Annotated in this window: 20 protein-coding genes and 1 riboswitch; of the genes, 7 read left to right on the plus strand and 13 right to left on the minus strand. The window is 65.2% G+C overall.

The window, feature by feature from the left end; genetic code table 11:
• Nucleotides 1-649 precede the first annotated feature (649 nt).
• The 5 genes from lnt to CH305_RS21885 all read right to left on the minus strand — a co-directional run bounded on the left by lnt (nt 650) and on the right by CH305_RS21885 (nt 6,322).
• Nucleotides 650-2,248, minus strand: a complete 1,599-nt coding sequence (gene lnt / locus CH305_RS21865) for an apolipoprotein N-acyltransferase (RefSeq protein ID WP_094704886.1) — start codon at nt 2,246-2,248, stop codon at nt 650-652.
• Nucleotides 2,238-3,833 carry an amidohydrolase gene (locus CH305_RS21870; protein ID WP_256983953.1) on the minus strand — a complete coding sequence of 532 codons (1,596 nt, stop codon included), beginning with the start codon at nt 3,831-3,833 and terminating at the stop codon, nt 2,238-2,240. Before CH305_RS21870 ends, lnt begins: the two co-directional genes overlap by 11 nt.
• 17 nt (nt 3,834-3,850) lie before the next feature.
• On the minus strand, nt 3,851-4,387 hold the full coding sequence (locus tag CH305_RS21875; RefSeq protein ID WP_032403436.1) for an FxsA family protein: 537 nt from the start codon (nt 4,385-4,387) through the stop codon (nt 3,851-3,853).
• 81 nt (nt 4,388-4,468) lie between these two features.
• Nucleotides 4,469-5,125 carry a response regulator transcription factor gene (locus CH305_RS21880; protein WP_032403435.1) on the minus strand — a complete coding sequence of 219 codons (657 nt, stop codon included), beginning with the start codon at nt 5,123-5,125 and terminating at the stop codon, nt 4,469-4,471.
• A 33-nt stretch (nt 5,126-5,158) separates the two neighbouring features.
• Nucleotides 5,159-6,322: a sensor histidine kinase gene (locus CH305_RS21885; RefSeq protein ID WP_094704887.1), complete on the minus strand. Its 1,164-nt coding sequence runs from the start codon at nt 6,320-6,322 to the stop codon at nt 5,159-5,161.
• A 17-nt stretch (nt 6,323-6,339) separates the two neighbouring features.
• Here CH305_RS21885 and CH305_RS21890 point away from each other — a divergent pair, with 17 nt between their 5' ends.
• From CH305_RS21890 to CH305_RS21900, 3 genes are read left to right on the plus strand one after another with little or no spacing between them, the layout of a single operon-like run.
• The gene (locus CH305_RS21890) at nt 6,340-7,107 is read left to right on the plus strand and encodes a TSUP family transporter (protein WP_094704888.1); all 768 of its coding nucleotides are present in this window, start codon (nt 6,340-6,342) and stop codon (nt 7,105-7,107) included.
• A gap of 10 nt (nt 7,108-7,117) precedes the next feature.
• A complete protein-coding gene (locus CH305_RS21895) occupies nt 7,118-8,644 on the plus strand; it encodes a TldD/PmbA family protein (protein ID WP_094704889.1) in 1,527 nt (508 codons plus the stop codon).
• Nucleotides 8,641-10,008 (plus strand): metallopeptidase TldD-related protein, encoded by a 1,368-nt coding sequence (locus CH305_RS21900; RefSeq protein ID WP_094704890.1) that lies wholly within the window; start codon nt 8,641-8,643, stop codon nt 10,006-10,008. Before CH305_RS21895 ends, CH305_RS21900 begins: the two co-directional genes overlap by 4 nt.
• 12 nt (nt 10,009-10,020) lie before the next feature.
• Here CH305_RS21900 and CH305_RS21905 read toward each other — a convergent pair whose 3' ends face one another.
• The 3 genes from CH305_RS21905 to cobN form a co-directional block, all read right to left on the minus strand.
• Nucleotides 10,021-10,446, minus strand: a complete 426-nt coding sequence (locus CH305_RS21905) for a VOC family protein (protein ID WP_032403691.1) — start codon at nt 10,444-10,446, stop codon at nt 10,021-10,023.
• Nucleotides 10,447-10,532: 86 nt separating this feature from the next.
• The gene (locus CH305_RS21910; RefSeq protein ID WP_094704891.1) at nt 10,533-10,913 is read right to left on the minus strand and encodes a PPOX class F420-dependent oxidoreductase; all 381 of its coding nucleotides are present in this window, start codon (nt 10,911-10,913) and stop codon (nt 10,533-10,535) included.
• An 18-nt stretch (nt 10,914-10,931) separates the two neighbouring features.
• Entirely contained in the window at nt 10,932-14,537 is a 3,606-nt protein-coding gene (gene cobN, locus CH305_RS21915) for a cobaltochelatase subunit CobN (RefSeq protein ID WP_037150435.1), read from the minus strand.
• Between the two features lie 73 nt (nt 14,538-14,610).
• A riboswitch (cobalamin riboswitch) is annotated at nt 14,611-14,686 on the minus strand.
• An 82-nt stretch (nt 14,687-14,768) separates the two neighbouring features.
• On the opposite strand from cobN, the gene cobG reads away from it, so the two are divergent.
• Genes cobG through CH305_RS21930 form a run of 3 tightly spaced genes read left to right on the plus strand, consistent with a single transcriptional unit; the run spans nt 14,769 to nt 18,067 of the window.
• Nucleotides 14,769-15,899, plus strand: a complete 1,131-nt coding sequence (cobG, locus tag CH305_RS21920; protein ID WP_094705238.1) for a precorrin-3B synthase — start codon at nt 14,769-14,771, stop codon at nt 15,897-15,899.
• A gap of 54 nt (nt 15,900-15,953) precedes the next feature.
• Nucleotides 15,954-16,580, plus strand: a complete 627-nt coding sequence (locus tag CH305_RS21925; protein WP_037150438.1) for a precorrin-8X methylmutase — start codon at nt 15,954-15,956, stop codon at nt 16,578-16,580.
• On the plus strand, nt 16,577-18,067 hold the full coding sequence (locus CH305_RS21930) for a precorrin-2 C(20)-methyltransferase (protein WP_094704892.1): 1,491 nt from the start codon (nt 16,577-16,579) through the stop codon (nt 18,065-18,067). The genes CH305_RS21925 and CH305_RS21930 overlap by 4 nt, the downstream gene beginning before the upstream one ends.
• On the opposite strand, the gene CH305_RS21935 is transcribed toward CH305_RS21930, so the two are convergent.
• The 3 genes from CH305_RS21935 to CH305_RS21945 are packed head-to-tail and all read right to left on the minus strand — an operon-like array spanning nt 18,053 to nt 20,780.
• Entirely contained in the window at nt 18,053-18,814 is a 762-nt protein-coding gene (locus CH305_RS21935; RefSeq protein WP_094610361.1) for a cobalt-precorrin-6A reductase, read from the minus strand. The genes CH305_RS21930 and CH305_RS21935 overlap by 15 nt on opposite strands.
• Nucleotides 18,793-20,049, minus strand: a complete 1,257-nt coding sequence (cbiE, locus tag CH305_RS21940; RefSeq protein WP_256983955.1) for a precorrin-6y C5,15-methyltransferase (decarboxylating) subunit CbiE — start codon at nt 20,047-20,049, stop codon at nt 18,793-18,795. Before cbiE ends, CH305_RS21935 begins: the two co-directional genes overlap by 22 nt.
• Complete coding sequence (locus tag CH305_RS21945) at nt 20,022-20,780, minus strand: SDR family NAD(P)-dependent oxidoreductase (RefSeq protein ID WP_032403425.1); 759 nt, start codon at nt 20,778-20,780, stop codon at nt 20,022-20,024. The genes cbiE and CH305_RS21945 overlap by 28 nt, the downstream gene beginning before the upstream one ends.
• A gap of 64 nt (nt 20,781-20,844) precedes the next feature.
• Here CH305_RS21945 and CH305_RS21950 point away from each other — a divergent pair, with 64 nt between their 5' ends.
• Nucleotides 20,845-21,258: a TIGR03618 family F420-dependent PPOX class oxidoreductase gene (locus tag CH305_RS21950; protein WP_032403688.1), complete on the plus strand. Its 414-nt coding sequence runs from the start codon at nt 20,845-20,847 to the stop codon at nt 21,256-21,258.
• Nucleotides 21,259-21,277: 19 nt separating this feature from the next.
• Here the strand turns inward: CH305_RS21950 and CH305_RS21955 are convergent, their stop codons facing one another.
• The gene (locus CH305_RS21955; protein ID WP_230592491.1) at nt 21,278-21,868 is read right to left on the minus strand and encodes a nucleotidyltransferase family protein; all 591 of its coding nucleotides are present in this window, start codon (nt 21,866-21,868) and stop codon (nt 21,278-21,280) included.
• A complete protein-coding gene (locus CH305_RS21960) occupies nt 21,865-23,007 on the minus strand; it encodes a Xaa-Pro peptidase family protein (RefSeq protein WP_094704893.1) in 1,143 nt (380 codons plus the stop codon). The genes CH305_RS21955 and CH305_RS21960 overlap by 4 nt, the downstream gene beginning before the upstream one ends.
• Between the last annotated feature and the right edge of the window lie 15 nt (nt 23,008-23,022).

Consider the following 23,022-nt stretch of genomic DNA (forward strand, 5'->3'; position numbering starts at 1 on the left):
CACGGTCGCGGTGGCGAAATCCGACGCCGAATTCATCGGCTCGAAGGTTTCGGTCCGGTTCGGGGTGTCGAGCCGCGGCGGCTGGTGCGCGCGATTGAGCAATTCTGGCTTCCGTTCTGGTCTGCGTTCGTGTCGGTTCACACACGCTCGATGTACTGAAAGGGCTCGTATTGCTTCGTCGCGCATCGCCGACCGGATTGAAACGGGGCGGCTCCCTGGTTCTACCGCTTCGACCGAACTGTGAGTTCGCAGGACGAGCGTGAGACGACGACCAATTGGATAAGTGTCTGCGACACGAGCTTCCCCTCCCCGAACAGGTGTCCGGCACGAACGCAACGTCGATGCCGACCCTTCGATCCCATTACAACGTGTGGCCGGAGCTGTCCAGCCCGTCCACCCACTGAAGCCGCACCCGAAAATCGGCCTCCAACACCTCCAGCGGCTTACAAAGATACAACATTGGCGGGAGCCTTTTGTGCAGTCGTCATAAGAAGCATCGACGACCGCTTCCAGCCTGTTACAGGAGTGACCGTGTTCGCCACTCGAACGTGCCCTATTCGATCGAACGAATGACTTCTCGAGAGGAAGGGGCGTCACGTCCCGGTATTTATCCGGCGCAGCGATCGGTAAAATGCCGCATTTACCGACTTCATGTTTGTTTGTGTGGCAACTCGCGCCGCCTGATCAGCAGGGTCGCACCGAGTGCACCGACAGCAGAAAGGCACAGGATCAGCTCTGATCCGAAGCCCAGCCGAGTGGCGACGGTGTGCGTTCGACGCAGTGCAACACTCGAAACGAGTACGTCGGGGGTGAACAGCGGCGTCTGTTGCAACACGGCGCCGTTGGGCGAGACTATCGCGCTGACCCCACTCGTCGCGGCCACCACGACAGTCCTTCCGTGTTCGACGGCTCGTACTCGCGACATCGCAAGTTGCTGGTAGGTCATTTCGGTGTCGCCGAAGGTCGCGTTGTTGGTGGGGATGGCAATGAATTCCGCGCCGGACCTGACCGATTCTTCGAGGGCGCGATCGAATGCGACCTCGTAGCACGTCGCTATTCCGGCGGCTATTCCCGCGGCGTGCACCACGCCGTTACCACTGCCGGGGACGAAATATCCCGCCCGGTCGGCATATTCCGAAAACAAACGGAAAAAGCTTCGGTAGGGCAAGTACTCGCCGAACGGTTGAATTATCTTCTTGTCGTGCCTCTCGCCGGGGCCGTCGTCACCGTTCCAGGCAATGACGGAATTCGAGTTCGTGCCATCGGCATTGACGAGCACCGTGCCCACGAGGATCGGCGCGCCGACCGCAACCGATGCTCGAGTGATGAGAGTCGCAGCATCGGGATTGCGCAACGGATCGATATCGGACGCGTTCTCCGGCCACACCACGAGATCCGGAGCCGGTTGTCTGCCCGCCTCGACATCGGCGGCCAGTGTCATGGTCTCCCGTACGTGATTGTCCAGAACTGCGCGGCGCTGTGCGTTGAAATCCAGACCCAATCGCGGAACGCTCCCCTGCACGGCCGCGATGGTGACCGTGCGTTCGCCGTCCTCCGCGTCGTTTGTGTGCAGGGTCGGTAGCAGAGCCAGCGCGAAGATGGACGCGACCGTCGTCGCGGCCACGGGAACGACGAAGGATCGCACAGTGCGCGGACGGCAGCTCGCCAGGATCAGCGCTGCCAGGCCGGTTCCGGTCAGGGCCACCCCGAAAGTGAGCAGCGGCGCGCCTCCCACGCTCGCCAACGGCAGCAACCAACCCTCGGGTTGCCCGAAAGCCAGCCGACCCCACGGGAAGCCGCCGAACGGAACACTCGACCGCAGCCATTCGGTCAGACTCCACGCCAACGCCAACGACAGTGGCCACCAGGCACTTCGCGCTGCAACCACACCGAGAACCCCGAACAATCCGACGAAGACGGACTCGGCGGCAGCCAACGCCAACCACGGCATCGGCCCCACGTACACACCGATCCACGGCAGCAGCGGAACGAAGAATCCGAGGCCGGCGGCATACCCGTAGCCGAAGCCTGCCTTCAGTGACACCGATCGTCGACCGCCGAAGCCGGTCAACACCAGCGCCAGTACCGCAATGCCGATCGGTGCCAGGAACCACAGGGTCCGAGGAGGGAAGCTTGCGAAGATCAGTACACCGGCACCGACCGACAGCAGGGTCGACACGGTGGCCCTGCGTAGACGATCACCCCGTGACGGCGTCGTCGCGACCGCCGGAACTCTGTCACTGTTCATGGATGACCTTGCCGCGATGCACGGTCATCGAACAACGCGGGCTTTCGGCCGACGCGTCGAGGCTGGGCAGCGGTGACACCCCGGCACGTGGGTCCGTCGACCAGCGTTGGACGCTGTCTTTGGGGGCCCGCACAACGAGTTCGTCGACGTCCCACACCGCGAAGGATGCAGGCGCACCCGGCACCAGCGTGCCCGCCACGCCATCTCGGACTCCGCCCGCGCGCCACGCTCCCCGCGTCGCTGCGGAGAACGCAGCTCGGGGTGAAACGGCACTGCCCGCCGTGTGGTGGTTGACGGCGGCCCTCGCCGTCGCCCATGGGTCGAGGCGCGTGACCGGTGCGTCGGAACCGAAAGCGAGGGCAACGCCGGCCGAGGCCAATCGGGCGAACGGATGGAGTGCGGAACCGCGTTCGGCACCGAGCCGTGCCGCATAGAGTCCTTCGGAACCGCCCCACAGTGAGTCGAACAGCGGTTGCACGCTGGCGATCACGCCCCACGAGGCCAGGAGATCGGACTGTTCCGGTGTCACCATCGACAGATGTTCGAGTCGGTGTCCGCATGCAGCAACGGCAGGTGTGCCGAGTTCGGCCACCACACGCGCGAAGGCAGTGACGGTGGCCGTGACCGCGGCGTCTCCGATGACGTGGAAGCCGGCTTGGACCCCGGCCGCGGTACAGGCCGAGATGTGCGCGGTGATCGCGTCGACGTCGAGGTAGGAGACTCCCGTTCCTGGGCCGTCGGCATAGCGAGACGACAACCATGCGGTTCGCGACCCCAGCGAGCCATCGACGAAGATGTCGCCTGCCAGGCCGTGCGCGCCGGTGTCTGCGAGCAGCTGCCGTGCCTGCTCGGCCGTGTCGACCGGCTCGCCCCAGTAGCCGCGCACTTCCACCCCGTGTGCGGTAGCCATCAGTTCACGGAAGTCGTCGATTCCCGACACGATCGGGCCCCCGCATTCGTGCACGGCGACGATTCCCTTGGCTGCTGCGTCGTCCAGCGCCGCCTTACGGGCCCGGGTGCGGGTGTCCGTGGTGAGCATGGCGCGAGCCGCCAGCCTCGCGAGGTGGTGTGCGTCGGCGGTGAGCGGGGACTGTGGCGAGAACCCCGTGGCGGTGTCGATACCGGACGCCGCCGCCCGCAACGGCGTCGAGACGGCAGCCGAGTGCGAATCGACTCGCGTGAGGTACACCGGCCGGCCCGGAGCTGCTGCATCGAGATCGGACGTCGTCGGTGACCGCCGTTCGATCCACTCCGATTCGTCCCAGCCGTGCCCCCACACCAGCGCGTCGGACGTCTTCGCTGCGAACTCGGCGAGTGCACGCATGCAGTCGTCGAGGGATCGGCAGTGAGACAGATCGAGTCCGATCAGGGACAACCCCAGATCGGTGACGTGTACGTGTGTGTCGACGAAAGCCGGTGCCACGAAGGAGCCGGCCAGGTCGGTGACGGGCACTCCGGGATGAAGCGCACGGCCGGTGCGATCCTCACCGATCCAACTGACGACTCCATCGGTCACGGCCATGGCGGTGGCGTCGGAGGCCATCGGACTGTAGATCCGTCCGCCGCAGAACAATTCGGTGGTCACGAACGACCAGTCTGCCCCTACCGATGCGGCTTCCGGAAATCCCCGGTCGGCCGATCGTCACGGTCCGCCTCGATCACCTGACCTTCGAGGACGAGTGCAGAACCCGCCGCCGATGACGCTGTGCCCGTGGTTTCGACGCGATCGTCGAGGATCTCGCCGTCGATGACGGTCGGACGCATGCGCCGCGTCGCAGTGGCGACCTGCGGCAGCCAACGCGCAGCCGCCCACATCACCGCCGGGCGCAACAGCCACCGAGTCGGCGGAATCAGCAGCAGCAAACCGATCACCGTGGTCACCAGGCCGGGGACGAACATCGCCACGGACCCCGCCGCGAACAGAGCGCCGTCGGCCACTGCGCCGCCGGCCGACCGCTCACCGCGCGATGCTCTCCGCAGACCGTCCAATACGCGTCTACCCTGCGATCGCACCAGCAGCGAGCCGATCAGCGATCCACCGATCAACAACACCACGGTCCACAGCACACCGAGCGCGCTCGAGACGGCGACCAGTGCGGCGACCTCGACGACGACATAAAGTACGAACAGAGCGAGCATGACGGTCCTTTCTTCGCTTCACCGGTACAACGCTCGAGCCGACGAAATCGCTCCCGAAGTGCCCTGTTTGCCGAGAAATTCTCAGGAACCCGGTCGTACGAGACCGGTCTCGTACGCCAGAACGACCGCTTGTACTCGGTCGCGCACGTCCAATTTCGTCAGAATCCGCCCGATGTGCGTCTTGATCGTCGCCTCGGACAGGTGCAGTACCGCCGCGATCTCGGCATTGGACAGACCGGTCGCCAAGTGCACCAGTACCTCCCGCTCACGACCGGTCAGTGCGTCGAGAACCGACGCATCGGTGGTCGAAACGGACTGGGCGACGAACCGCGAGAGCAGCCGCTTGGTGACCTTCGGTGAGACGACGGCATCGCCTGCGGCCACGCTGCGAATTGCGGATACCAAATCCTCTGGTGGTGTGTCCTTGAGCAGGAATCCACTTGCGCCCGCCCGAAGCGCTCCCAGGACATGCTCGTCGAGATCGAATGTCGTCATCACCAAAACCCTTGTATCGGAACCGGATTCAGTGATAGATCGAGTGGCGGACACACCGTCGATGCCGGGCATGCGGACGTCCATCAACACCACAGCCGGTGCCAGCCTGTCCACGGCCTCGATGGCACCGGCACCGTCGGATGCCTCACCGACCACTTCGATGTCGTCCTGGGCCTCGAGCACCATGTTCAATCCCATGCGCATGAGCTCTTGATCGTCAACGACGACAACGGTGATCGGCACCGATCCAACCTAGCTGTAAAAGGCACCTAGCCTTCACTCGATCGGCAGCGTCGCTCGCACGAGCCAGCTGCCGTGTGGAGTGCGGCCCGCATGCAGCGTGCCCTGCAGCACGGCCACCCGCTCCCGCATCCCGAGCAGTCCGTGTCCCCCGCCGTCCACGGATGAGACCGCGTCGGTGCCGGTGCCGTTGTCGGAGATCTCGACGGTGACAACATCTTCTTCCCGCACCACTTTGACGACGGCACGGGGTGCGTGGCCGGCGTGCCGCAGAACGTTGGTGAGCGATTCCTGCACCACACGGTGCACTCCCAGGCTGATTGCCGGGCTGATGTCGTCGAGATTTCCGGTCTGCTCCAGCTCGACGTACAACCCGGCGCGGCCCATCATCTCGACCAACCGGGCAAGGCCGGCTGTGCCGTAGTGAGGCATGTCGTCCGAGTCCGGGGAGGTGCGCATCAGCGCGACGGTTCGGCGCAGCTCTGCCAGCGCAAGCCGACCGGTCGCGGAAATGTTGGCCACAGCCTGCTCGGCGCGCTCGGGATTGCGCCGGATGGCGTACGAGGCGCCGTCGGCCTGAACCACCATGACACTGACGCTGTGGGCGATGACGTCGTGAAGTTCACGCGCGATGCGCGTACGTTCCGCGATCACGGCTTCCTCGGCGCGGCGGTCTCGGTCGTACTCGGCGACGACCAGTCGAGCCTGAGTCGCCTCGTCGTAGGCCCGCCGAGCACCGAGAAACTCTGCCGCGAGCCAGGACAGCGCGTAGAGAAGCGCACCGAACAACAGTGTCGTGAAGATCGGCTGGTCGAACAGCAGCATGGACGCTACCGAATACGCCGCGAGAGCAACGGCGTAGACGGCACCCTGAACTCGTCCTACGTACGCAACCAGGGTGTACAGCATGATCGGCAGGGCCAGCGTCGCCGGGTGACCGTTGACGGCGTCGCCCACCATGGCGCCCGCGATATCGCAGATGCCCGTGGCCACCAGAGTGAAAGCCGCGATCGACCGGGGAAAGCGTCGCCGCCATGCAACGGGTACCGCCAACACGACCGAGAACACGAGAAACAACGGCCCGTTCAGTCCATCGGCAGAACTGACGAACACCAAGATCTCGACGACGAACAGTCCTGCCGCCAGCAATGCATCGGCTACGAAGGGCTGCCCACGGAGCCACAGGCTGAAACGACGCATGTGATTGAGTTTGCCGTATGACTGCCGCGGACTGGGGACTGCTCATGGTGGCTGCGACAGCCGCTGGCTGGGTCGACGCCGTGGTCGGTGGAGGCGGCCTGATCCTGTTGCCCGCGATCCTGCTCGTGGCACCACAAATGACGCAGCAGGCGGCGCTCGCGACAAACAAGGCGACGGCGGTATTCGGTACCGTCGCCGCAGTCGTGACCTTCGCTCGGAAGGTCTCGCTGAACTGGACAGTCCTGGTCCCGGCCGGTGTCCTCGCCGCGGTGACCTCGGCGGCCGGTGCTGCCGCAGTCTCGCTGATCGACCGCGAGCTGTTCATCCCGATCATCATGGTCGTTCTCGTCGGCGTGGCAGTACTCGTGACGTGTCGCCCTACCATCGGTCGAACCGTGGCGTCGTCGCCGCCGACGCATCGCAAAGTTCTGATCGTCGTCGGTCTCGCGGCCGCGGGAATCGGTTTCTACGACGGAATCCTCGGGCCCGGAACCGGCACGTTTCTCATCATCGTGTTCGCCACGATGCTCGGAACGGAATTCGTGCGCAGTGCTGCAATGGCCAAGGTGATCAATGTCGGATCCAACGTCGGAGCCCTCGCGTTCTTCGCCGCCACCGGCAGCGTGTATTGGCAACTCGGAGCTGCCATGGCGGTGTGCAACGTGTTCGGGGCGGTGGTCGGGTCCAGAACAGCGGTCGCCAGAGGTGCCGGTTTCGTCAGAATTGTCCTGCTCGTCGTCGTGGTGGGGATGGTCCTCCGACTCGGGTGGCAGCAGTTCGGCTAGCGTCGGTGCAGTGACGAGACAACCGGATCGGTCGGTCGACGCCGACTTCCTCGCCCTGCCCCTGCGGGCCCTCGCGGATGCCGCACTGAGCACAGCGCGCTCGGCCGGTGCCACCCATGCCGATGTACGCGTGCAGCGATTGACGACACAGTCGATCTCGCTGCGCGACGGCTCGGTTCAGTCCTCGGTCGATGCCGGGGAGATCGGCCTCGCCGTGCGGGTCGTGGTCGACGGGACCTGGGGGTTCGCCTCCCATGCCGAACTCGGCACCGACGCAGCGTCCGAGACAGCCCGCAAGGCAGTCGAAGTGGCGACGGCGCTCCGTGCGCTCAATCGTGAACGGGTCGAGCTCGCGTACGAGCCTGTCTACTCGAATGCGACCTGGGTATCGGACTACGACATCGATCCGTTCGAGGTACCCACCGCCGACAAGGTAGGGCTGCTCGCGGAGTACTCGTCCCGCCTGGCCGCGTCGGACGGCGTCGACCACGTCACCGCGTCGGTGCTGCAGGTCAAAGAGCAGTCTTTCTACGCCGATCTGGCCGGCAGCAGCATCACTCAGCAGCGGGTGCGGCTGCATCCCCAGTTCGAGGCAACAACCGTCGACCGGTCCGTCGGTGCTTTCGAAACCATGCGTACCCTCGCGCCACCGGTGGGACGTGGTTGGGAATACCTCGGTGAAACCAGTACCTGGGACTGGGCCGACGAATTGGCCCGGATTCCCGAATGGCTGGCGGAGAAAGTGAAGGCACCGACCGTGGTGGCCGGACCGACCGACCTCGTCATCGACCCGACCAATCTGTGGTTGACCATTCACGAGTCCGTAGGTCATGCAACAGAATACGACCGAGCCATCGGTTACGAGGCAGCGTACGCAGGCACGTCTTTCGCAACGCCGGACCAGTTGGGGACGTTGCGGTACGGATCGCCCATCATGCATGTCACTGCCGATCGGACCGAAGTCAACGGCCTGGCCAGCATCGGTTACGACGACGACGGAGTGGCCTCGCAACGGTGGGATCTGGTCCGCGACGGGACACTCGTCGGCTATCAACTCGATCGCGTCTTCGCCCCTAGGCTCGGGCTGGAGCGGTCCAACGGGTGCGCATACGCAGACTCTCCTCATCACGTTCCGATCCAGCGCATGGCGAACGTGTCGCTGCAGCCGGACCCGAACACCGACCGAACGACTGCCGACCTCATCGGTGCGGTGGAGGATGGCCTCTACGTCGTGGGCGACAAGTCCTGGTCGATCGACATGCAGCGGTACAACTTCCAGTTCACCGGTCAGCGCTTCTACCGCATTCGCAACGGCGTGCTCGACGGCCAAGTGCGCGACGTTGCGTATCAGGCGACCACCACCGAATTCTGGGGTTCGATGGATCTGCTCGGCGGACCGTCCACCTGGCGGCTCGGCGGTGCCTTCAACTGCGGCAAGGCGCAGCCCGGCCAGGTTGCCGCCGTCAGCCACGGTTGCCCGTCAGCACTGTTCCGCGGCGTCAACGTTCTCAACACCCGATCGGAGGCAGGTCGATGATCGCCGCACAACACGTGATCGAGCGCGCCCTCGCCTGCGCGAGCGTCGACGACACCATCGTGATCGTCACCGACTCCAGCGACGCAACACTGCGGTGGGCCGGGAACTCGATGACCACCAACGGAATCGCGACCTCGCGGCGCTGGGAGGTGGTCTCGATCGTGCGAGACTCGACATCCGTTCGAGTGGGCACTGTGTCGTCGACGAGTGTCGATCCGGACGACATCGAGGCCGTGGTACGCGCGAGTGAGGCGGCGGCGCGATCGGCGGAGCCCGCCGACGACGCGATGCCCTTGCTGCCTCGAGAGTCGGCCTCGGACCCGCAGGACTGGGACCGCCGAGCGCAACACACGTCGATCGATGTGTTCGGCTCCCTGGCAACGGAATTGAATGTCGGGTTCGACGGTCGCGATGCCCTGTACGGATTCGCCCAGCATCGGGTCGACAACGTCTGGCTCGGGACCTCGACCGGCCTGCGTCGTACTTTCACGCAGCCGACCGGATCGATCGAGATCAACGGCAAACGATCCGGGGCCAGCGCTTGGGTCGGTACCGGCACCACGGACTTTCGGGATGTGTCTGCCGAGAACATGTTGGACGAGCTCTCCACCCGGCTCGGCTGGGCGCAGAACACCGTCGAGCTTCCGGCAGGACGATACGAGACGCTGCTACCGCCGTCGGCCGTGGCGGATCTGATGATCTACCTGATGTGGACCATGGAGGGACGTGGTGCGCAGGAAGGCCGCACCGCGCTTTCGGGTGCAGGCGGAACGCGCGTGGGCGAGAAGCTCACCGCTCTGCCGCTGACGTTGTACTCGGACCCGCGCGCAGTCGGTCTCGAGTACGCGCCGTTCGTGGTGGCAGGATCGTCCAGCGATTCGGTGTCGGTGTTCGACAACGGCATGGACATCGAGCGGGTGGACTGGGTACGTGACGGATCGGTCTCTGCTCTGGCGTATCCGCGCGCATCGGCCGGCAAGTACGGAGCACCCGTCGCGGTGCCGGGTGAAAATCTCGTCATGACGGGCGGCACGGACGCAGACCTGGACGCGATGGTGGCCGACACCGAACGCGGATTGCTCCTGACGACACTCTGGTACATCCGTGAGGTCGATCCGACCTCACTGTTACTCACCGGACTGACCAGGGATGGCGTCTACGCCATCGAGAACGGTCGAATCACCGGTGCTGTGAACAACTTTCGGTTCAACGAAAGCCCGCTGGATCTGCTGCGTCGCGTCACCGAAGCGGGTGCAACGGAAGCGACACTGCCGCGCGAGTGGAAGGACTGGTTCACCCGCACGGCGATGCCGCCGCTGCGCATTCCCGATTTTCACATGTCCTCGGTCAGCGCCGCTCAGTGAGGTAGGTCCGGGCTACTTATCGGGGCCGGAGAGCTCGAGCGCGATGTTGTCCGGGTCGCGGAACTCCACGATGGACAGCCCGGGCCCTGCGTCCTTGATGCCTTCGTGGGCGATGCCGAGATCGTCGAGCGTTTTGACGGCGTCTTCGAGTGCGGCTCGCGTGTCCACGGTGAAGCTCAAGTGGTCGAGCCCGCAGCGGTCTTCACCGAAAGTGTCGTCGCTCGGTGCGACCGGACGCAGGCCGAGCAGTCCCCCGCCGAACTTGTAGATGACTCCACCGAACAGGAACCACAGCGCCTTCTTGGTCTCCTCGTCGGCGTCGGGATCCCAGGCGTATGCGACCTCGAAGCCGAACACCGAGTCGTAGAACGACCTCGATCGCTCGATGTCGCGAACGGTGAGACGGACGTGGTTGTAGTCGGTCACTGCGATAGGCACGTGATACTCCATTCCGGCAGCAGGGGAAGCTGCCTCGTGAAGCATTCGGAACCGCGCATGCGAGCGATGGTGCCGATGTGTCGATTTCAGGCTGCGGTGATCGACAGCCCGACCGAGCCGCTCTTTCCTCGACGCAGCACGCTGCCCTTCACGGTGAGCCAGCCCAGGATTCCGTACTTCGACGCGACAGCTGCGCGGGCCTTCGCGGTGCCGGTCGCGTCGAGAATCTCGGCGGTGGCGTCCACTGCGTCGCCCTGCGGATTGCCGCGCATGTCGCACGCCGCAATCGTCACCTGTGGGTTGCGGCGAATGCGTTTGACCTTCCACGAATCGGCAACCGTCCACATGAGTAGTCGGTCACCGTCGAGCGCACCCCACAGCGGCGTCGGCACCCCGGTGCCGTCCTTCTTGAACGTCGTCAGCAGTACGTACTTGCCCTTGGCAATGTCTTCGAACGTGGCGGCCATACCGCTCAGAGTACGTCGCTACTCCCCTTCGAGCTCGCCCTCGGTCTCGAGGTAGATCTGGCGCAACCCGTCGAGAACCTGCTCGTTCGGCTCGGCCCACAACTTCCGTTCCACCGCCTCGAGCAGGCGTTCGGCGATGCCGTGCAGTGCCCACGGATTCGACTGCTGCATGAACTTCTGGTTTTGCTCGTCGAGCACGTAGGTTTCGGCCAGCTTCTCGTACATCCAGTCCTGTACGACTCCCGTGGTGGCGTCGTAGCCGAACAGGTAGTCCACCGTGGCCGCCATCTCGAACGCGCCCTTGTAGCCGTGCCTGCGCATGGCTTCGAGCCACTTGGGGTTCACCACGCGCGCACGGAACACCCGGGCGGTCTCCTCCGAGAGGGTGCGGGTGCGTACCGATTCCGGACGCGTGCTGTCGCCGATGTATGCCTCGGGCGACTTTCCGGTCAGCGCGCGCACAGTCGCCACCATGCCGCCGTGGTACTGGAAGTAGTCGTCGGAATCGGCGATGTCGTGCTCGCGTGTATCGGTGTTCTTGGCGGCAACGGCGATGCGCTTGTACGCGGTGCGCATATCGTCCGACGCAGGGACGCCATCGAGGCCGCGGCCGTACGCGAAACCGCCCCATGTGGTGTAGACCTGAGCCAGGTCGTCGTCGCTACGCCAGGTCTTGCTGTCGATCAACTGAAGCAACCCGGCACCATAGGTACCCGGCTTGGATCCGAAAATTCTTGTTGTGGAGCGTCTTTCGTCACCGTGTTCAGCGAGATCGGCCTGCGCGTGTGCGCGGACGTAGTTCTGATCGGGCTCCTCGTCCAATGCGGCGACCATCCGTACCGCGTCGTCGAGCAGGGCGAGCACGTGGGGAAACGCGTCGCGGAAGAAGCCGCTGATCCGGACCGTGACGTCGATACGAGGACGACCGAGCTCGCCGAGATCGATCACCTCGAGCCGAGTGACCCGGCGTGACGCCTCGTCCCATACCGGCGACACGCCCAGCAGCGCGAAGACCTCGGCGATGTCGTCGCCGGAGGTCCGCATCGCAGACGTGCCCCACACCGACAGGCCCACCGACTTCGGCCACTCCCCGTGATCCTGACGGTATCGAGCGAGCAATGACTCCGCCATCGCCTGACCGGTCTCCCACGCCAGTTTCGACGGCACTGCCTTCGGGTCGACCGAATAGAAATTGCGCCCGGTAGGTAGGACATTGATCAGTCCGCGCAGCGGTGAACCGCTCGGCCCCGCCGCGATGAACCCGCCGTCGAGAGCGTGCAGCACTTGCTCGATCTCGCGTGCGGTTCCGCGCAGACGCGGTACCACCTCGGCGGCGGCGAACTTCAAGATCTCTGCGACCACGTCACCATGTTCGCCTGCAACGCGCTCGGCCTCGTCCGGATTCCACTGCGCGGCCTGCATGGCTGCGACCAGACCGTGCGCCACGGCCTCGATGCTGTCGACGCGCGTGCGTTCCTCGTCGCCGTCCTCGCTGAGCCCGAGAGCTTCGCGAAGTCCGGGGACCGTCTGCTCGCCTCCCCACATCTGCCGAGCACGCAGCATCGCCAGCACCAACTCGACCTCGGCATCGCCGACGGGCTCCTGGCCCAGGATGTGCAGCCCATCGCGGATCTGCACGTCCTTGATCTCGCACAGCCATCCGTCGACGTTGAGCAGCATGTCGTCGAACACTTCCTCGTCGGGGCGCTCCTCGAGCCCCAGATCCTTGTGCATCTGGGCCGCGGTCATGAGCGTCCAGATCTGCTGACGAATCGCGGGCAGCTTGGCTGGATCGAGCGCCGAGATATTCGCGTGCTCGTCGAGCAACTGCTCGAGCCTCGAGATGTCTCCGTAGCTCTCCGCGCGCGCCATCGGGGGAATGAGGTGATCGACGAGAGTGGCGTGTGCTCGGCGCTTGGCCTGCGTCCCCTCCCCCGGATCGTTGACCAGGAACGGATAGATCAGCGGCAGATCGCCGAGGGCCGCATCGGTTCCGCAGGAGGCGGACATGCCGAGCGTCTTACCCGGCAACCATTCGAGATTGCCGTGCTTGCCCAGATGAACCATCGCATCGGCACCGAAACCGCCGTCTGTCTCGGTAGCGGAAATCCATCGGTAGGCCGCCAGGTAGTGGTGGCTCGGTGGAAGATCCGGGTCGTGGTAGATCGCGACGGGCTTCTCCCCGAACCCGCGCGGCGGCTGAACCATGATGACCACATTGCCGAATTGCATTGCTGCGATGACGATCTCACCGTTCGGATCGGCAGAGCGATCGACATAGAGATCGCCCGGTGGCGGGCCCCAATGCTCGATCACGCCGTCGCGCAGATCAGACGGGAGCTGCTCGAACCAGGTGCGATACCGCGCCGCCGAGATGCGAATGGGGTTGCCCTCGAGCTGAGCGTCGGTGAGCCAGTTCGGATCCTGGCCACCGCGGGCAATCAGCGCGTGGATGAGTGCATCACCGTCGCGAGCAGCCAGACCGGGCACCGAATCCGGGCCGTCGAGCGGCCCGAGGTCGTAACCGGCAGTGCGCATGTCCGACATCAACGCGATGGCGCTGGCGGGAGTGTCGAGGCCGACGGCATTGCCGATGCGGGCATGTTTGGTGGGATACGCCGAGAACATCAGGGCGATTCGGCGGTCGGCGGCCGGGATGTGTCGTAGCCGTGCATGGCGAACGGCGATGCCGGCGACGCGCGCTGCTCGCTCGTGATCCGGAACGTACGTGGTCAGCCCGTCGTCGTCGATCTCCTTGAACGAGAACGGAACCGTGATGAGACGGCCGTCGAATTCCGGGACGGCAACCTGTGTGGCCACGTCCAGCGGCGACAGCCCGTCGTCGTTCTCGGACCACGTCGCGCGTGAGCTCGTGAGGCACAGACCCTGCAGGATCGGAACGTCGAGAGCCGCGAGTTCGGCGACGTCCCAGGCCTCGTCGTCGCCACCTGCCGACGCCCCGGCAGGTTTCGTCCCGCCCGCTGCAAGCACCGTCACGATCAGGGCATCGGCCGACTTCAGCGTCTCGAGCAGGTCTGACTCCGCCGTGCGCAACGACGCACAGTAGATCGGAAGGGCCGTGGCACCGGCGTTCTCGACCGCGGCGGCGAGGGCATCGATGTACGTGGTGTTTCCGGCCAGATGCTGGGCGCGGTAATAGAGGATCGCCACCGTCGGACCGTCGGAGTGCGGGGTGGAGTTCCGTTCGAGGTGCCCCCACGTCGGCAGGTGCCGCGGAGCATCGAAACCGTGACCGGTGAGCAACACGGTGTCGGAGAGGAAGTTGTACAGCTGGCGCAGGTTGTCCGACCCGCCCTCGGCCAGATAGTTGTGTGCTTGCGCGGCGACGTTGGCCGGCACCGTCGAGATCTCCATCAGATCCGCATCCGGTGCCTGCTCACCGCCGAGAACGACAACCGGAAGCCCGGTGGCGAGTACGGCGTCGATGCCCGCCTCCCACGAGCGGCGCGATCCGAGAATGCGCACGATGATCAGCTCGGCCGATTCGGCCATCGACGGGATGTCCTGCGCCAGAAGGCGAGATGGATTGCCCCAGGTGAAGTCGGCTCCACTGGCACGGGCACTGAGCAGATCTGTGTCCGACGTGGACAGCAACAAGAACACGGGTAACGCCCTCCTCGGGGGTTTTCGCGCCCCTGAACTAGGTGAATCTTCTCTTCGGTTCGTCGGCGAGAGGGTCTGACTCCGGCCCGTGCACCCGAAGTGCAGGGCCGTTACAGTGGCGCGACCGTACCGGATTCTCGCCGGTTTCCTCTCGGCCTGAGCCGTGTCGACAGAATGCTACCGGTGCGAGCGGCACATCGGTCCACCCGTCGCGCTTGTAGCCTGGTGAACATGAGTTCGCCTGACAGATCGGTGCCCGACGGCTGCCCAGGAGCGCTGACGACGCACCTCGCTGCGGACGGTCCGCTTGCGCGGATCAGGCTGCCGGGTGGCCTGGTGCTGCCGAAACAGATGCAGGTCCTGGCGCGGGCTGCAGAGGAACTGGGCGACGGGACGGTGGAGCTGACGTCCCGGGGCAACGTTCAGCTGCGGGCGGTCTCGGACCCGGTCGCCCTGGCGAGCAGGTTGGCCGAGGCCGGATTGCTACCGTCCGCAACGCACGAGCGGGTGCGCAACATCCTCGCCTCACCACTCTCGGGACGGGTCGGCGGTCTCACCGACGTGCGTGCGCTCGTCCGCGAGTTGGACGAAGGGCTCTGCGCGCGCCGCGACCTGGCCGAACTGCCCGGGCGAACGCTGTTCGCCCTCGACGACGGGCGCGGCGACATGGGCGGACTCGAACCGGATTTCGGTGCTTACGCCCAATCCGACGGGTCGTACGCGCTGCTGCTCGCAGGCCGGGACAGCGGAGTTCGAGTGGATCGAGACAGCGTGGTGCCGACGCTGCTGAACTGCGCCGCAGCCTTCGCGGAATTGCGAGAATCCGAATGGCGGTTGGCCGAAGTCGACAACGGCGTCGATCGAATCGTCGAACTGCTCGGGCTCTCTGCGGGCACTGCGCTGCCGTTGCCCACACCTGTCGAGGTACCACCGATCGGCTGGCTCGACCAGGACGACGGACTGGTGGCCCTGGCCGCAGGACTTGCCAACGGCGTTATCGGCGCACGACTGGCCGAGTTCCTCGCCGCCATCGACCGACCGGTGATCGTGACTCCGTGGAGGTCGCTGATCGTGTGCGATCTGGACGAGGAGCCCGCCGAACAAGTTGTCCGGGTGCTGGCCCCGATGGGCCTGATCTTCGACGCGGAATCACCGTGGATCCGGGTGAGCGCGTGTACCGGATCGCCGGGCTGTGCGAAGTCGTTGGCCGACGTCCGATCCGACCTGGAGGCGGCCGTCGACGCCCGGATGACTCCGCGTGACGAGCGGCAACACTGGTCCGGGTGCGAGCGGCGCTGTGGGCGACCGAAAGGTGAGGTCACCGACGTGATCGCGACAGGAATCGGCTACCAGGTGTCCTGAGCACCGGGAGACCGGCTTCCGGCCGAGGGGTCCCTCTCCCCTATCGTGACACGCATGCACGACTACGTCCGCGACGGCGCGGAGATCTATCGCCAGTCCTTCGCAACCATTCGAGCCGAAGCAGATCTGTCTCGATTCGCGCCGGATGTCGCCCAGGTCGTCGTACGCATGATCCACGCTGTCGGTGAGATCGACCTGACCGAGACGATCGGATTCACGCCCGACGTGGTGGGTTCCGCTCGAACCGCCCTGCGCGCAGGCGCACCGGTGCTGTGCGATGCCAACATGGTCGCCGCCGGCATCACTCGTCGCCGTCTTCCGGCCGACAACGAGGTTCTGTGCACCCTGTCCGATCCTCGGGTACCGGATTTGGCTCGGAGTATGGGCACCACGAGAACCGCTGCCGCGCTGGAGTTGTGGGGCGAGAAGCTCGGCGGCGCCGTCGTCGCCATCGGAAACGCGCCGACCGCACTGTTCCACCTGATGGAGATGCTCGCCGACGGAGCCCCGAAGCCCGCAGCCATCGTCGGCGGCCCGGTGGGATTCATCGGCGCAGCGGAGTCGAAAGAAGATCTGATCGCAGCCGACCTCGGCGTGGAGTATCTGGTCGTCCGAGGCAGACGTGGTGGCAGCCCCATCACCGTCGCCGCAGTCAATGCCATTGCGAGCGAACAGGAATGACCGCTGTCGGAAAATTGTGGGGAGTCGGCGTCGGCCCGGGTGACCCGGAGCTGTTGACCGTCAAGGCTGCTCGTGTGATCGCCGAGGCCGATGTTGTTGCATTCCACAGCGCTCGACACGGCCGCAGCATCTCGCGCGCCCTCGCGGCCGGGTACATGCGTGACGGTCAACTCGAGGAGCACCTGGTGTACCCGGTGACCACCGAGGCGACGGCTCATCCCGGTGGGTATCAAGGTGCGATCGACGAGTTCTACGAGTCCGCTGCTGCACGGCTCGCCGCTCATCTCGACGCCGGTCGGTCGGTTGCGCTTCTGGCCGAGGGCGATCCGCTGTTCTACAGCTCGTACATGCACATGCACAAACGCCTGGCGCACCGGTTCGAGGTCGAGGTGGTTCCCGGCGTGACCTCGGTCAGTGCTGCGTCGGCGGCGCTGGCAACTCCATTGGTGGAGCGCGACGAGGTGTTGACCGTCCTGCCCGGAACACTGCCTACCAACGAACTCACACGCCGACTACGCGGTACCGACGCCGCGGTCATCATGAAACTTGGGCGAACTTATCCGACAGTGCTCGACGCACTGGAACGATCGGGCAGACTGGACGAGGCGCGATACGTCGAGCGGGCCAGTACACCCGATCAACGCGTCCTCGATGCCGCCGACGCGGACGACGTCCCGTACTTCTCGATGATCGTGGTGCCGAGCCCCTCCAACCGAGCCGAAACACCCACCAGCACGGGCGAAGTGGTCGTCGTCGGCCTCGGTCCAGGCGACGAAGCATGGACGACGGACGAGGTGCGGGCCGAACTGGCCGCCGCCACCGATCTCGTCGGTTACATCACCTACATCGACCGGGTACCGCCGAGGCCCGGGCAGATACGGCACGCGAGCGACAACAAGGTCGAATCCGAACGTGCGGCGTTCGCCCTCGACCTCGCCAAACAAGGACGGCGAGTAGCCGTGGTGTCCTCGGGCGATCCGGGGGTCTTCGCGATGGCGACAGCGGTCATAGAGGTTGCAGCCGAACAACAGTGGAGTTCGGTGCCGGTACGAGTGGTACCGGGAATGACCGCCGCGAACGCCGTCGCGAGCCGGGTGGGAGCACCCCTCGGCCACGACTACGCCGTGATATCGCTCTCCGACCGACTCAAGCCATGGAACGTGGTGGCCGGGCGTCTGTCGGCGGTCGCCGCAGCCGACATGGCGATCGCGATCTACAATCCCGCTTCGAAGTCGAGAACCTGGCAGGTTGCAGCCATGAAAGATCTACTGCTCGAGCATCGTTCACCACAGACGCCGGTGGTGATCGGACGCGCGGTGGGCAGTGTGCAGGAATCGGTGCGCACTGTGACGCTCGGAGAACTCGACCCCGAGTCGATCGATATGCGGTGCCTGCTCATCATCGGATCCTCGATGACCACGGTGGTGGAGACCGGAAGCGGTCCGAAAGTCTTCACCTCCCGACGGTACCCGTCAGTAGACGCGTAACCGGTTCGTCAACCAGTCCACGGCGGAATCCACCTCGTACACGATCGGTGCCGAGGTCGGTGCCTCGGGACGGGCGATCATGAGGACCGGGATCGATGCTGCCCTCGCCGCATCGAGTTTGGCTCGAGTCATGTCGCCGCCGCTGTTCTTTGTGATCAACAGGTCGATTCGGTTGTCTGCGAGCACCTTCGACTCGTGGTCGATGTCGAACGGACCGCGACCGAGCTGCAGCGTCATGTGCGGTGGTACCGGACCGGTCGGAGGATCGATCGTCCTTACCAGAAACCACGAGTGATCGACCCTCGCAAAATGGTGAACGCCCTGCCTGCCTGTCGTGAGAAACACCCGGCTGCCGGGGGTGATCGCCGACGCCGCGTCGGGCAGCGAGGGAACCGTGGTCCACCGATCGCCTTCGCCCTCGGTCCACGGTGGCCGCGTCAGTACGAGGAGTGCGACTCCCGTTGCCTCGGTGGCATGCACGGCGTGCGCTCCGATGGTGGATGCGAACGGGTGTGTCGCGTCCACCACTACGTCGATCGCATTGTCTCGCAGCCACATCGCAAGGGCATCCGGTCCACCGAACCCGCCGATTCGGGTCCGACCGACGGGCAGTATCGGCTGTGTGACCCGCCCGGCCAGTGAGGTGACGCTGTCGACGTCCCGAACCCGATCCAGCGCCGCCGCGAGTGCCCGCGCCTCTGTGGTACCGCCGAGAATCAGAACCTTCACGGTTTGATCGCACTCCATTGAGTAACCGGTAAGTGTGGCCTCCACGTCGTGAACGCGCCCAACGGCTCACCGCGATAGATCTGGAATCTGCGGAGCTCTCCGCCGTACTTCGCCGCCGCGGTCAGCAACAACGAATCCGATTCTGCAGTCACCGAATTGGCGACCACACGCCCCCCTGTGCGCACCGCGTTCCAACACGCCTCGAGCATGTCGGCACCGGTCAATCCACCACCGATGAACACCGCGTCGGGCACCGCGTTCACGGCCGAGACGCCTCCGAAGCTCTCGGGTGCCGCGTTGTGCACGATGAGTCCCGGAACTCCCAGGTGCCGAGCGTTGCGCTCGATCTGATCACGCCGCGCCTGCGAACTCTCGAACGTCACTGCGCGGCAGGATCTGTCGGTACGCATCCATTCGATGGCAATGGTTCCTGATCCGCCTCCGATGTCCCACAACAGTTCTCCGGGCGCAGGTGCCAACGCGCTCAGGGTCAGTGCTCGAACCTCCTGCTTGGTCATCTGGCCGTCACCGGTGTATGCGGAATCGGCCAGGCCGGGTACGCGAGCGTGGCGGGGTGCGTCGGGATCTTTCACGCACTCCAGCGCAACGACGTTGAGCGGGTCGGTGCCCTCGAACGTCGAATCTCGCGCTCGACCGTGGACAATTCGTTCGGCCGGTCCGCCGAGCTGTTCGAGCACAGTCATCGCGGAGTCTCCGAACCCGTTGCCGGACAACAGCCCCGCCACCTCACCCGGTGTACTGCTCCCCCGACTCAACACGATCACTCGGCGACCGTCGGCCAAGTCCGGCAACAGTGTCTCGATCGGCGTGTTCACCAGAGACACCGTCGGGGTGTCCTGCAGTGCCCACCCCAGCCGCGCGCATGCCAACGACACGGAGGACGGTGCCGGGTGCATGCGCAGTCGCTCGGCACCGAACTCGCGCACCAACGTCACCCCGATGCCGTGGAACATCGGATCCCCGCTGGCCAACACACAGACGTTCGACGCCTCGTAGGCGTCGAGCATCGACCGCAGATTCGGTAGCAACGGGCTCGGCCACGTCCTGGTCTCGGTGCAATGCGGCCGGACACTCGCAATCTGGCGTACCGAACCGAACACCACATCGGCCTTCTCGACAGCCCCGCGGGAGGTCGCAGGCAGTCCGTCCCAGCCGTCCGCGCCGATTCCGACGACGACTATCGGCCGGGGCATCGGAACCGTCATCAGCGGGGCATCCTGCGCCAGAGCCATTGTGGCAGTAGACGCATGGCGAAGAAGACCGGGCGAAGAATGCCGGGGATCCACACGCTGTTCCGTCGTTTGTTCAGTGCAGACACCACGAGGTCGGCGACCTGATCAGGGGTACTCGACATCGGAGCCGGGTCCATTCCTTCGGTCATGGACCCGATGACGAACCCGGGGCGGGCGAGCAACAGGTGCACTCCGCTGCCGTGCAGCGAATCGCTCAGTCCGCTCGCGAATCCGTCGAGGCCGGCTTTCGCGGACCCGTACACATAGTTTGCGCGGCGCACTCGTACACCCGCCACCGACGAGAACACGATCAGGTCGCCGGTGCCCTGCGCCCGAAGAAGTGTCGCGGCGTGAGTGAGTACGGAGACCTGCGCCAGGAAGTCCGTGGTGATGACGTCGAGCGCATGCTGGGCGTCGTTCTCGGCGCGCGCCTGGTCGCCGAGGATGCCGAAGGCGAGAACCACGATGCCTATCGGACCGTGTTCTCGGGCCATCGCGCGCAGGAGTTCGGCGTGGGTGTCCATCGCGTTCGCGTCGAATTCGACAGTGTGGACTGCGCCCGCGCCTGCCCGTTGCACCCGGACTTGTTCTGCTGTCAGCTCATTGCTACGTCTCGCGGCCAGTACGACGGTTCGCCCCGGTGCCAGTCGGGTGGCCACCTCGAGCCCGATCTCGCTTCGTCCGCCCAACAGCAACAGCGTTCCGGGTGCGGGTTCTGCTCGTCTGCTCACGCCGATCAGTCTGGCCGATCGAACCCGGCTCGTGGCAGTCGGGGCACGTCACTACAGTCGGGTCATGGCCGCAACCCCCGCAGACGCGACTGCCCTCACCGACGACGCGCTCGAATTCCTCACCGAGCGGCATCTCGCCACACTGACGACGCTTCGACCGGACGGGACGCCGCACGTCGTTGCCGTCGGCTTCACGTACGACTCCGATGCTCGAATTGCGCGGGTCATCACCAACGACGTGTCACAGAAGGCGATCAACGCCGGCCGCGGTGCCTACGCCGCCGTCACTCAGATCGACGGCGCCCGCTGGCTGACCATGGAGGGACCGGCTTCGGTCCGCAGCGATCGAGATTCCGTCGTCGACGCCGAGAACCGTTACGCCAAGCGCTACCGCGTTCCGCGGGAGAATCCGACCCGAGTGGTCATCGAGATCCAGGTGCGACGGGTACTCGGGAGTCGTTCGCTACTCAGCCGCTGAAGCGCAGTCGGCTCCCGCGTCAGGCGAGGTCCGCCGGCCAGGGTAGGACGGTCAAGTCGGGCCATTCCGTCGTCCAGCGGGCGGCTTTGGCCTCGTACACATGCTGCATCGGCACGCGCGGATTGGGCCGCACGATTCCCGCGAACAGATCCTCGAAACCGTGTGGCGCGTAGACGACATCTCCACCGTCCGCATCGGTGGTGATTCCGAAACAGCATGTGGTGGAAACGAAATGGTCGATCGCGTCCTCGGTGCTGTGGAACGGTGGGATCCGACTGCCGAAGTGCTTCTCGTACCACAGATGTACGCGTGCTTCGTTGCGCACTTCGACGTCCACCCCGAGGTCGGCGAACAGTGAGGCCGCGGTCTCGATCACCTCGTTCTCGGCGCCGTAGGACAGATCGGAGTCGTCGAAGTAGAAGAAGTCGTAGTCACGAATGCCCGCCTGTGGATCTCGATCGGCCAGGTGGTTCCAGACAGTCTGGAAGAGGCCACCCGCCGTCAGGTACCACCCGGGAAGCCCGAGTTGCGGGGCACGTCGAAGTATCTCGGCCACAGCAGGATTGGCCCTTACGACCGACACGAACTCGGCCTCGCGCACAGTTGTCACACCGGGAGGACGGCCAGACCGTGGGGCCGAAGATTGACCGATTCACACCCGTCCGCGGTAACGACGACGATGTCTTCGATACGGGCACCCCACTGTCCTCGGAAGTAGATTCCCGGCTCGATGCTGAACGCCATCCCCTCGGTCAGGGTGATGTCGTTGCCGGAAACGATGTATGGCTCCTCGTGCACAGACAGTCCGATTCCGTGACCGGTGCGGTGCAGAAACGCCTCGCCCAGCCCGGCGTCCACCAGGACGTCGCGGGCAGCCGCATCGATGGACTGCGCCGTGACCCCCGGCACCACCGCGTCGACAGCTGCTTGCTGCGCCCGCTCCAGCACCGCGTAGAGGCCCGCGATCTCCGCTGTCGGCTCGCCGAGACTGTAGGTGCGGGTCGAGTCGGAGTTGTATCCCGGTGCAACGGGCCCGCCGATGTCGATCACGACGATGTCGCCTGCCTCCACGACACGATCGGACACCTCGTGATGCGGATCGGCACCGTGTGGGCCGGACCCGACGATGATGAATTCGGGTGCAGTGTGCCCCTCTTCGACGATGGCCGTGGCAATGTCTGCAGCGATCTGCGCTTCGGTTCGGCCCACGCGAAGCCATTCCCCCATACGGGCGTGCACTCGATCGATGGCGTACCCGGCTCGCCGTAACGCGTCGATCTCGGCCTCGTCCTTGACCATCCGAAGTTCGCGGAGCACATCCGTGGCCAGCACCGGCACAGTTCCGAACACCTCGGCCAGCGGCACGAAGTGCAGTGCGGGCATCGCGTCGGCGACGGCAGTCTTCGTTCCGGTCGAAACCGCCGCAGCCACCAGCGCGTACGGATCGACGCCGTCCACCCAATCGACGAGGTTCAGTGACAGATCCGCAGCCGCGGAATCGCCCAGCGCGGCCAGCTCGAGCCGCGGCACGACAATACTGGGAGTGCTGCCGTCGGCCGGCACGACCAGGGCGATGAGACGCTCGAACGAACTGGCCTTCGAGCCGATCAGATACTGCAGATCCGGGCCCGGCGTGATCAGCAGGGCATCCAATCCCGCATCCGATGTCAGACGCGCAGCTCGCGCGAGCCGCGACGCGTAGACGTCACTGGAGAAACGTGAGGAACTGACCGAAGAATCGACACTCATGCCTCCAGGCTAATG

The organism is Rhodococcus sp. 15-649-2-2 (genome assembly GCF_002258645.1).
GTDB lineage: Bacteria > Actinomycetota > Actinomycetes > Mycobacteriales > Mycobacteriaceae > Rhodococcoides.

Coding starts and splice junctions, on each gene's coding strand:
- CH305_RS21925 (WP_037150438.1), top strand. CDS start 15,954: ATGCACGACTACGTCCGCGACGGCGCGGAGATCTATCGCCAGTCCTTC.
- CH305_RS21930 (WP_094704892.1), top strand. CDS start 16,577: ATGACCGCTGTCGGAAAATTGTGGGGAGTCGGCGTCGGCCCGGGTGAC.
- CH305_RS21960 (WP_094704893.1), bottom strand. CDS start 23,007: ATGAGTGTCGATTCTTCGGTCAGTTCCTCACGTTTCTCCAGTGACGTC.
- CH305_RS21900 (WP_094704890.1), top strand. CDS start 8,641: ATGATCGCCGCACAACACGTGATCGAGCGCGCCCTCGCCTGCGCGAGC.
- lnt (WP_094704886.1), bottom strand. CDS start 2,248: ATGAACAGTGACAGAGTTCCGGCGGTCGCGACGACGCCGTCACGGGGT.
- CH305_RS21910 (WP_094704891.1), bottom strand. CDS start 10,913: ATGGCCGCCACGTTCGAAGACATTGCCAAGGGCAAGTACGTACTGCTG.
- CH305_RS21935 (WP_094610361.1), bottom strand. CDS start 18,814: ATGGAGTGCGATCAAACCGTGAAGGTTCTGATTCTCGGCGGTACCACA.
- cobG (WP_094705238.1), top strand. CDS start 14,769: ATGAGTTCGCCTGACAGATCGGTGCCCGACGGCTGCCCAGGAGCGCTG.
- CH305_RS21890 (WP_094704888.1), top strand. CDS start 6,340: ATGACTGCCGCGGACTGGGGACTGCTCATGGTGGCTGCGACAGCCGCT.
- CH305_RS21875 (WP_032403436.1), bottom strand. CDS start 4,387: ATGCTCGCTCTGTTCGTACTTTATGTCGTCGTCGAGGTCGCCGCACTG.
- CH305_RS21885 (WP_094704887.1), bottom strand. CDS start 6,322: ATGCGTCGTTTCAGCCTGTGGCTCCGTGGGCAGCCCTTCGTAGCCGAT.
- cbiE (WP_256983955.1), bottom strand. CDS start 20,049: ATGGCTCTGGCGCAGGATGCCCCGCTGATGACGGTTCCGATGCCCCGG.
- CH305_RS21950 (WP_032403688.1), top strand. CDS start 20,845: ATGGCCGCAACCCCCGCAGACGCGACTGCCCTCACCGACGACGCGCTC.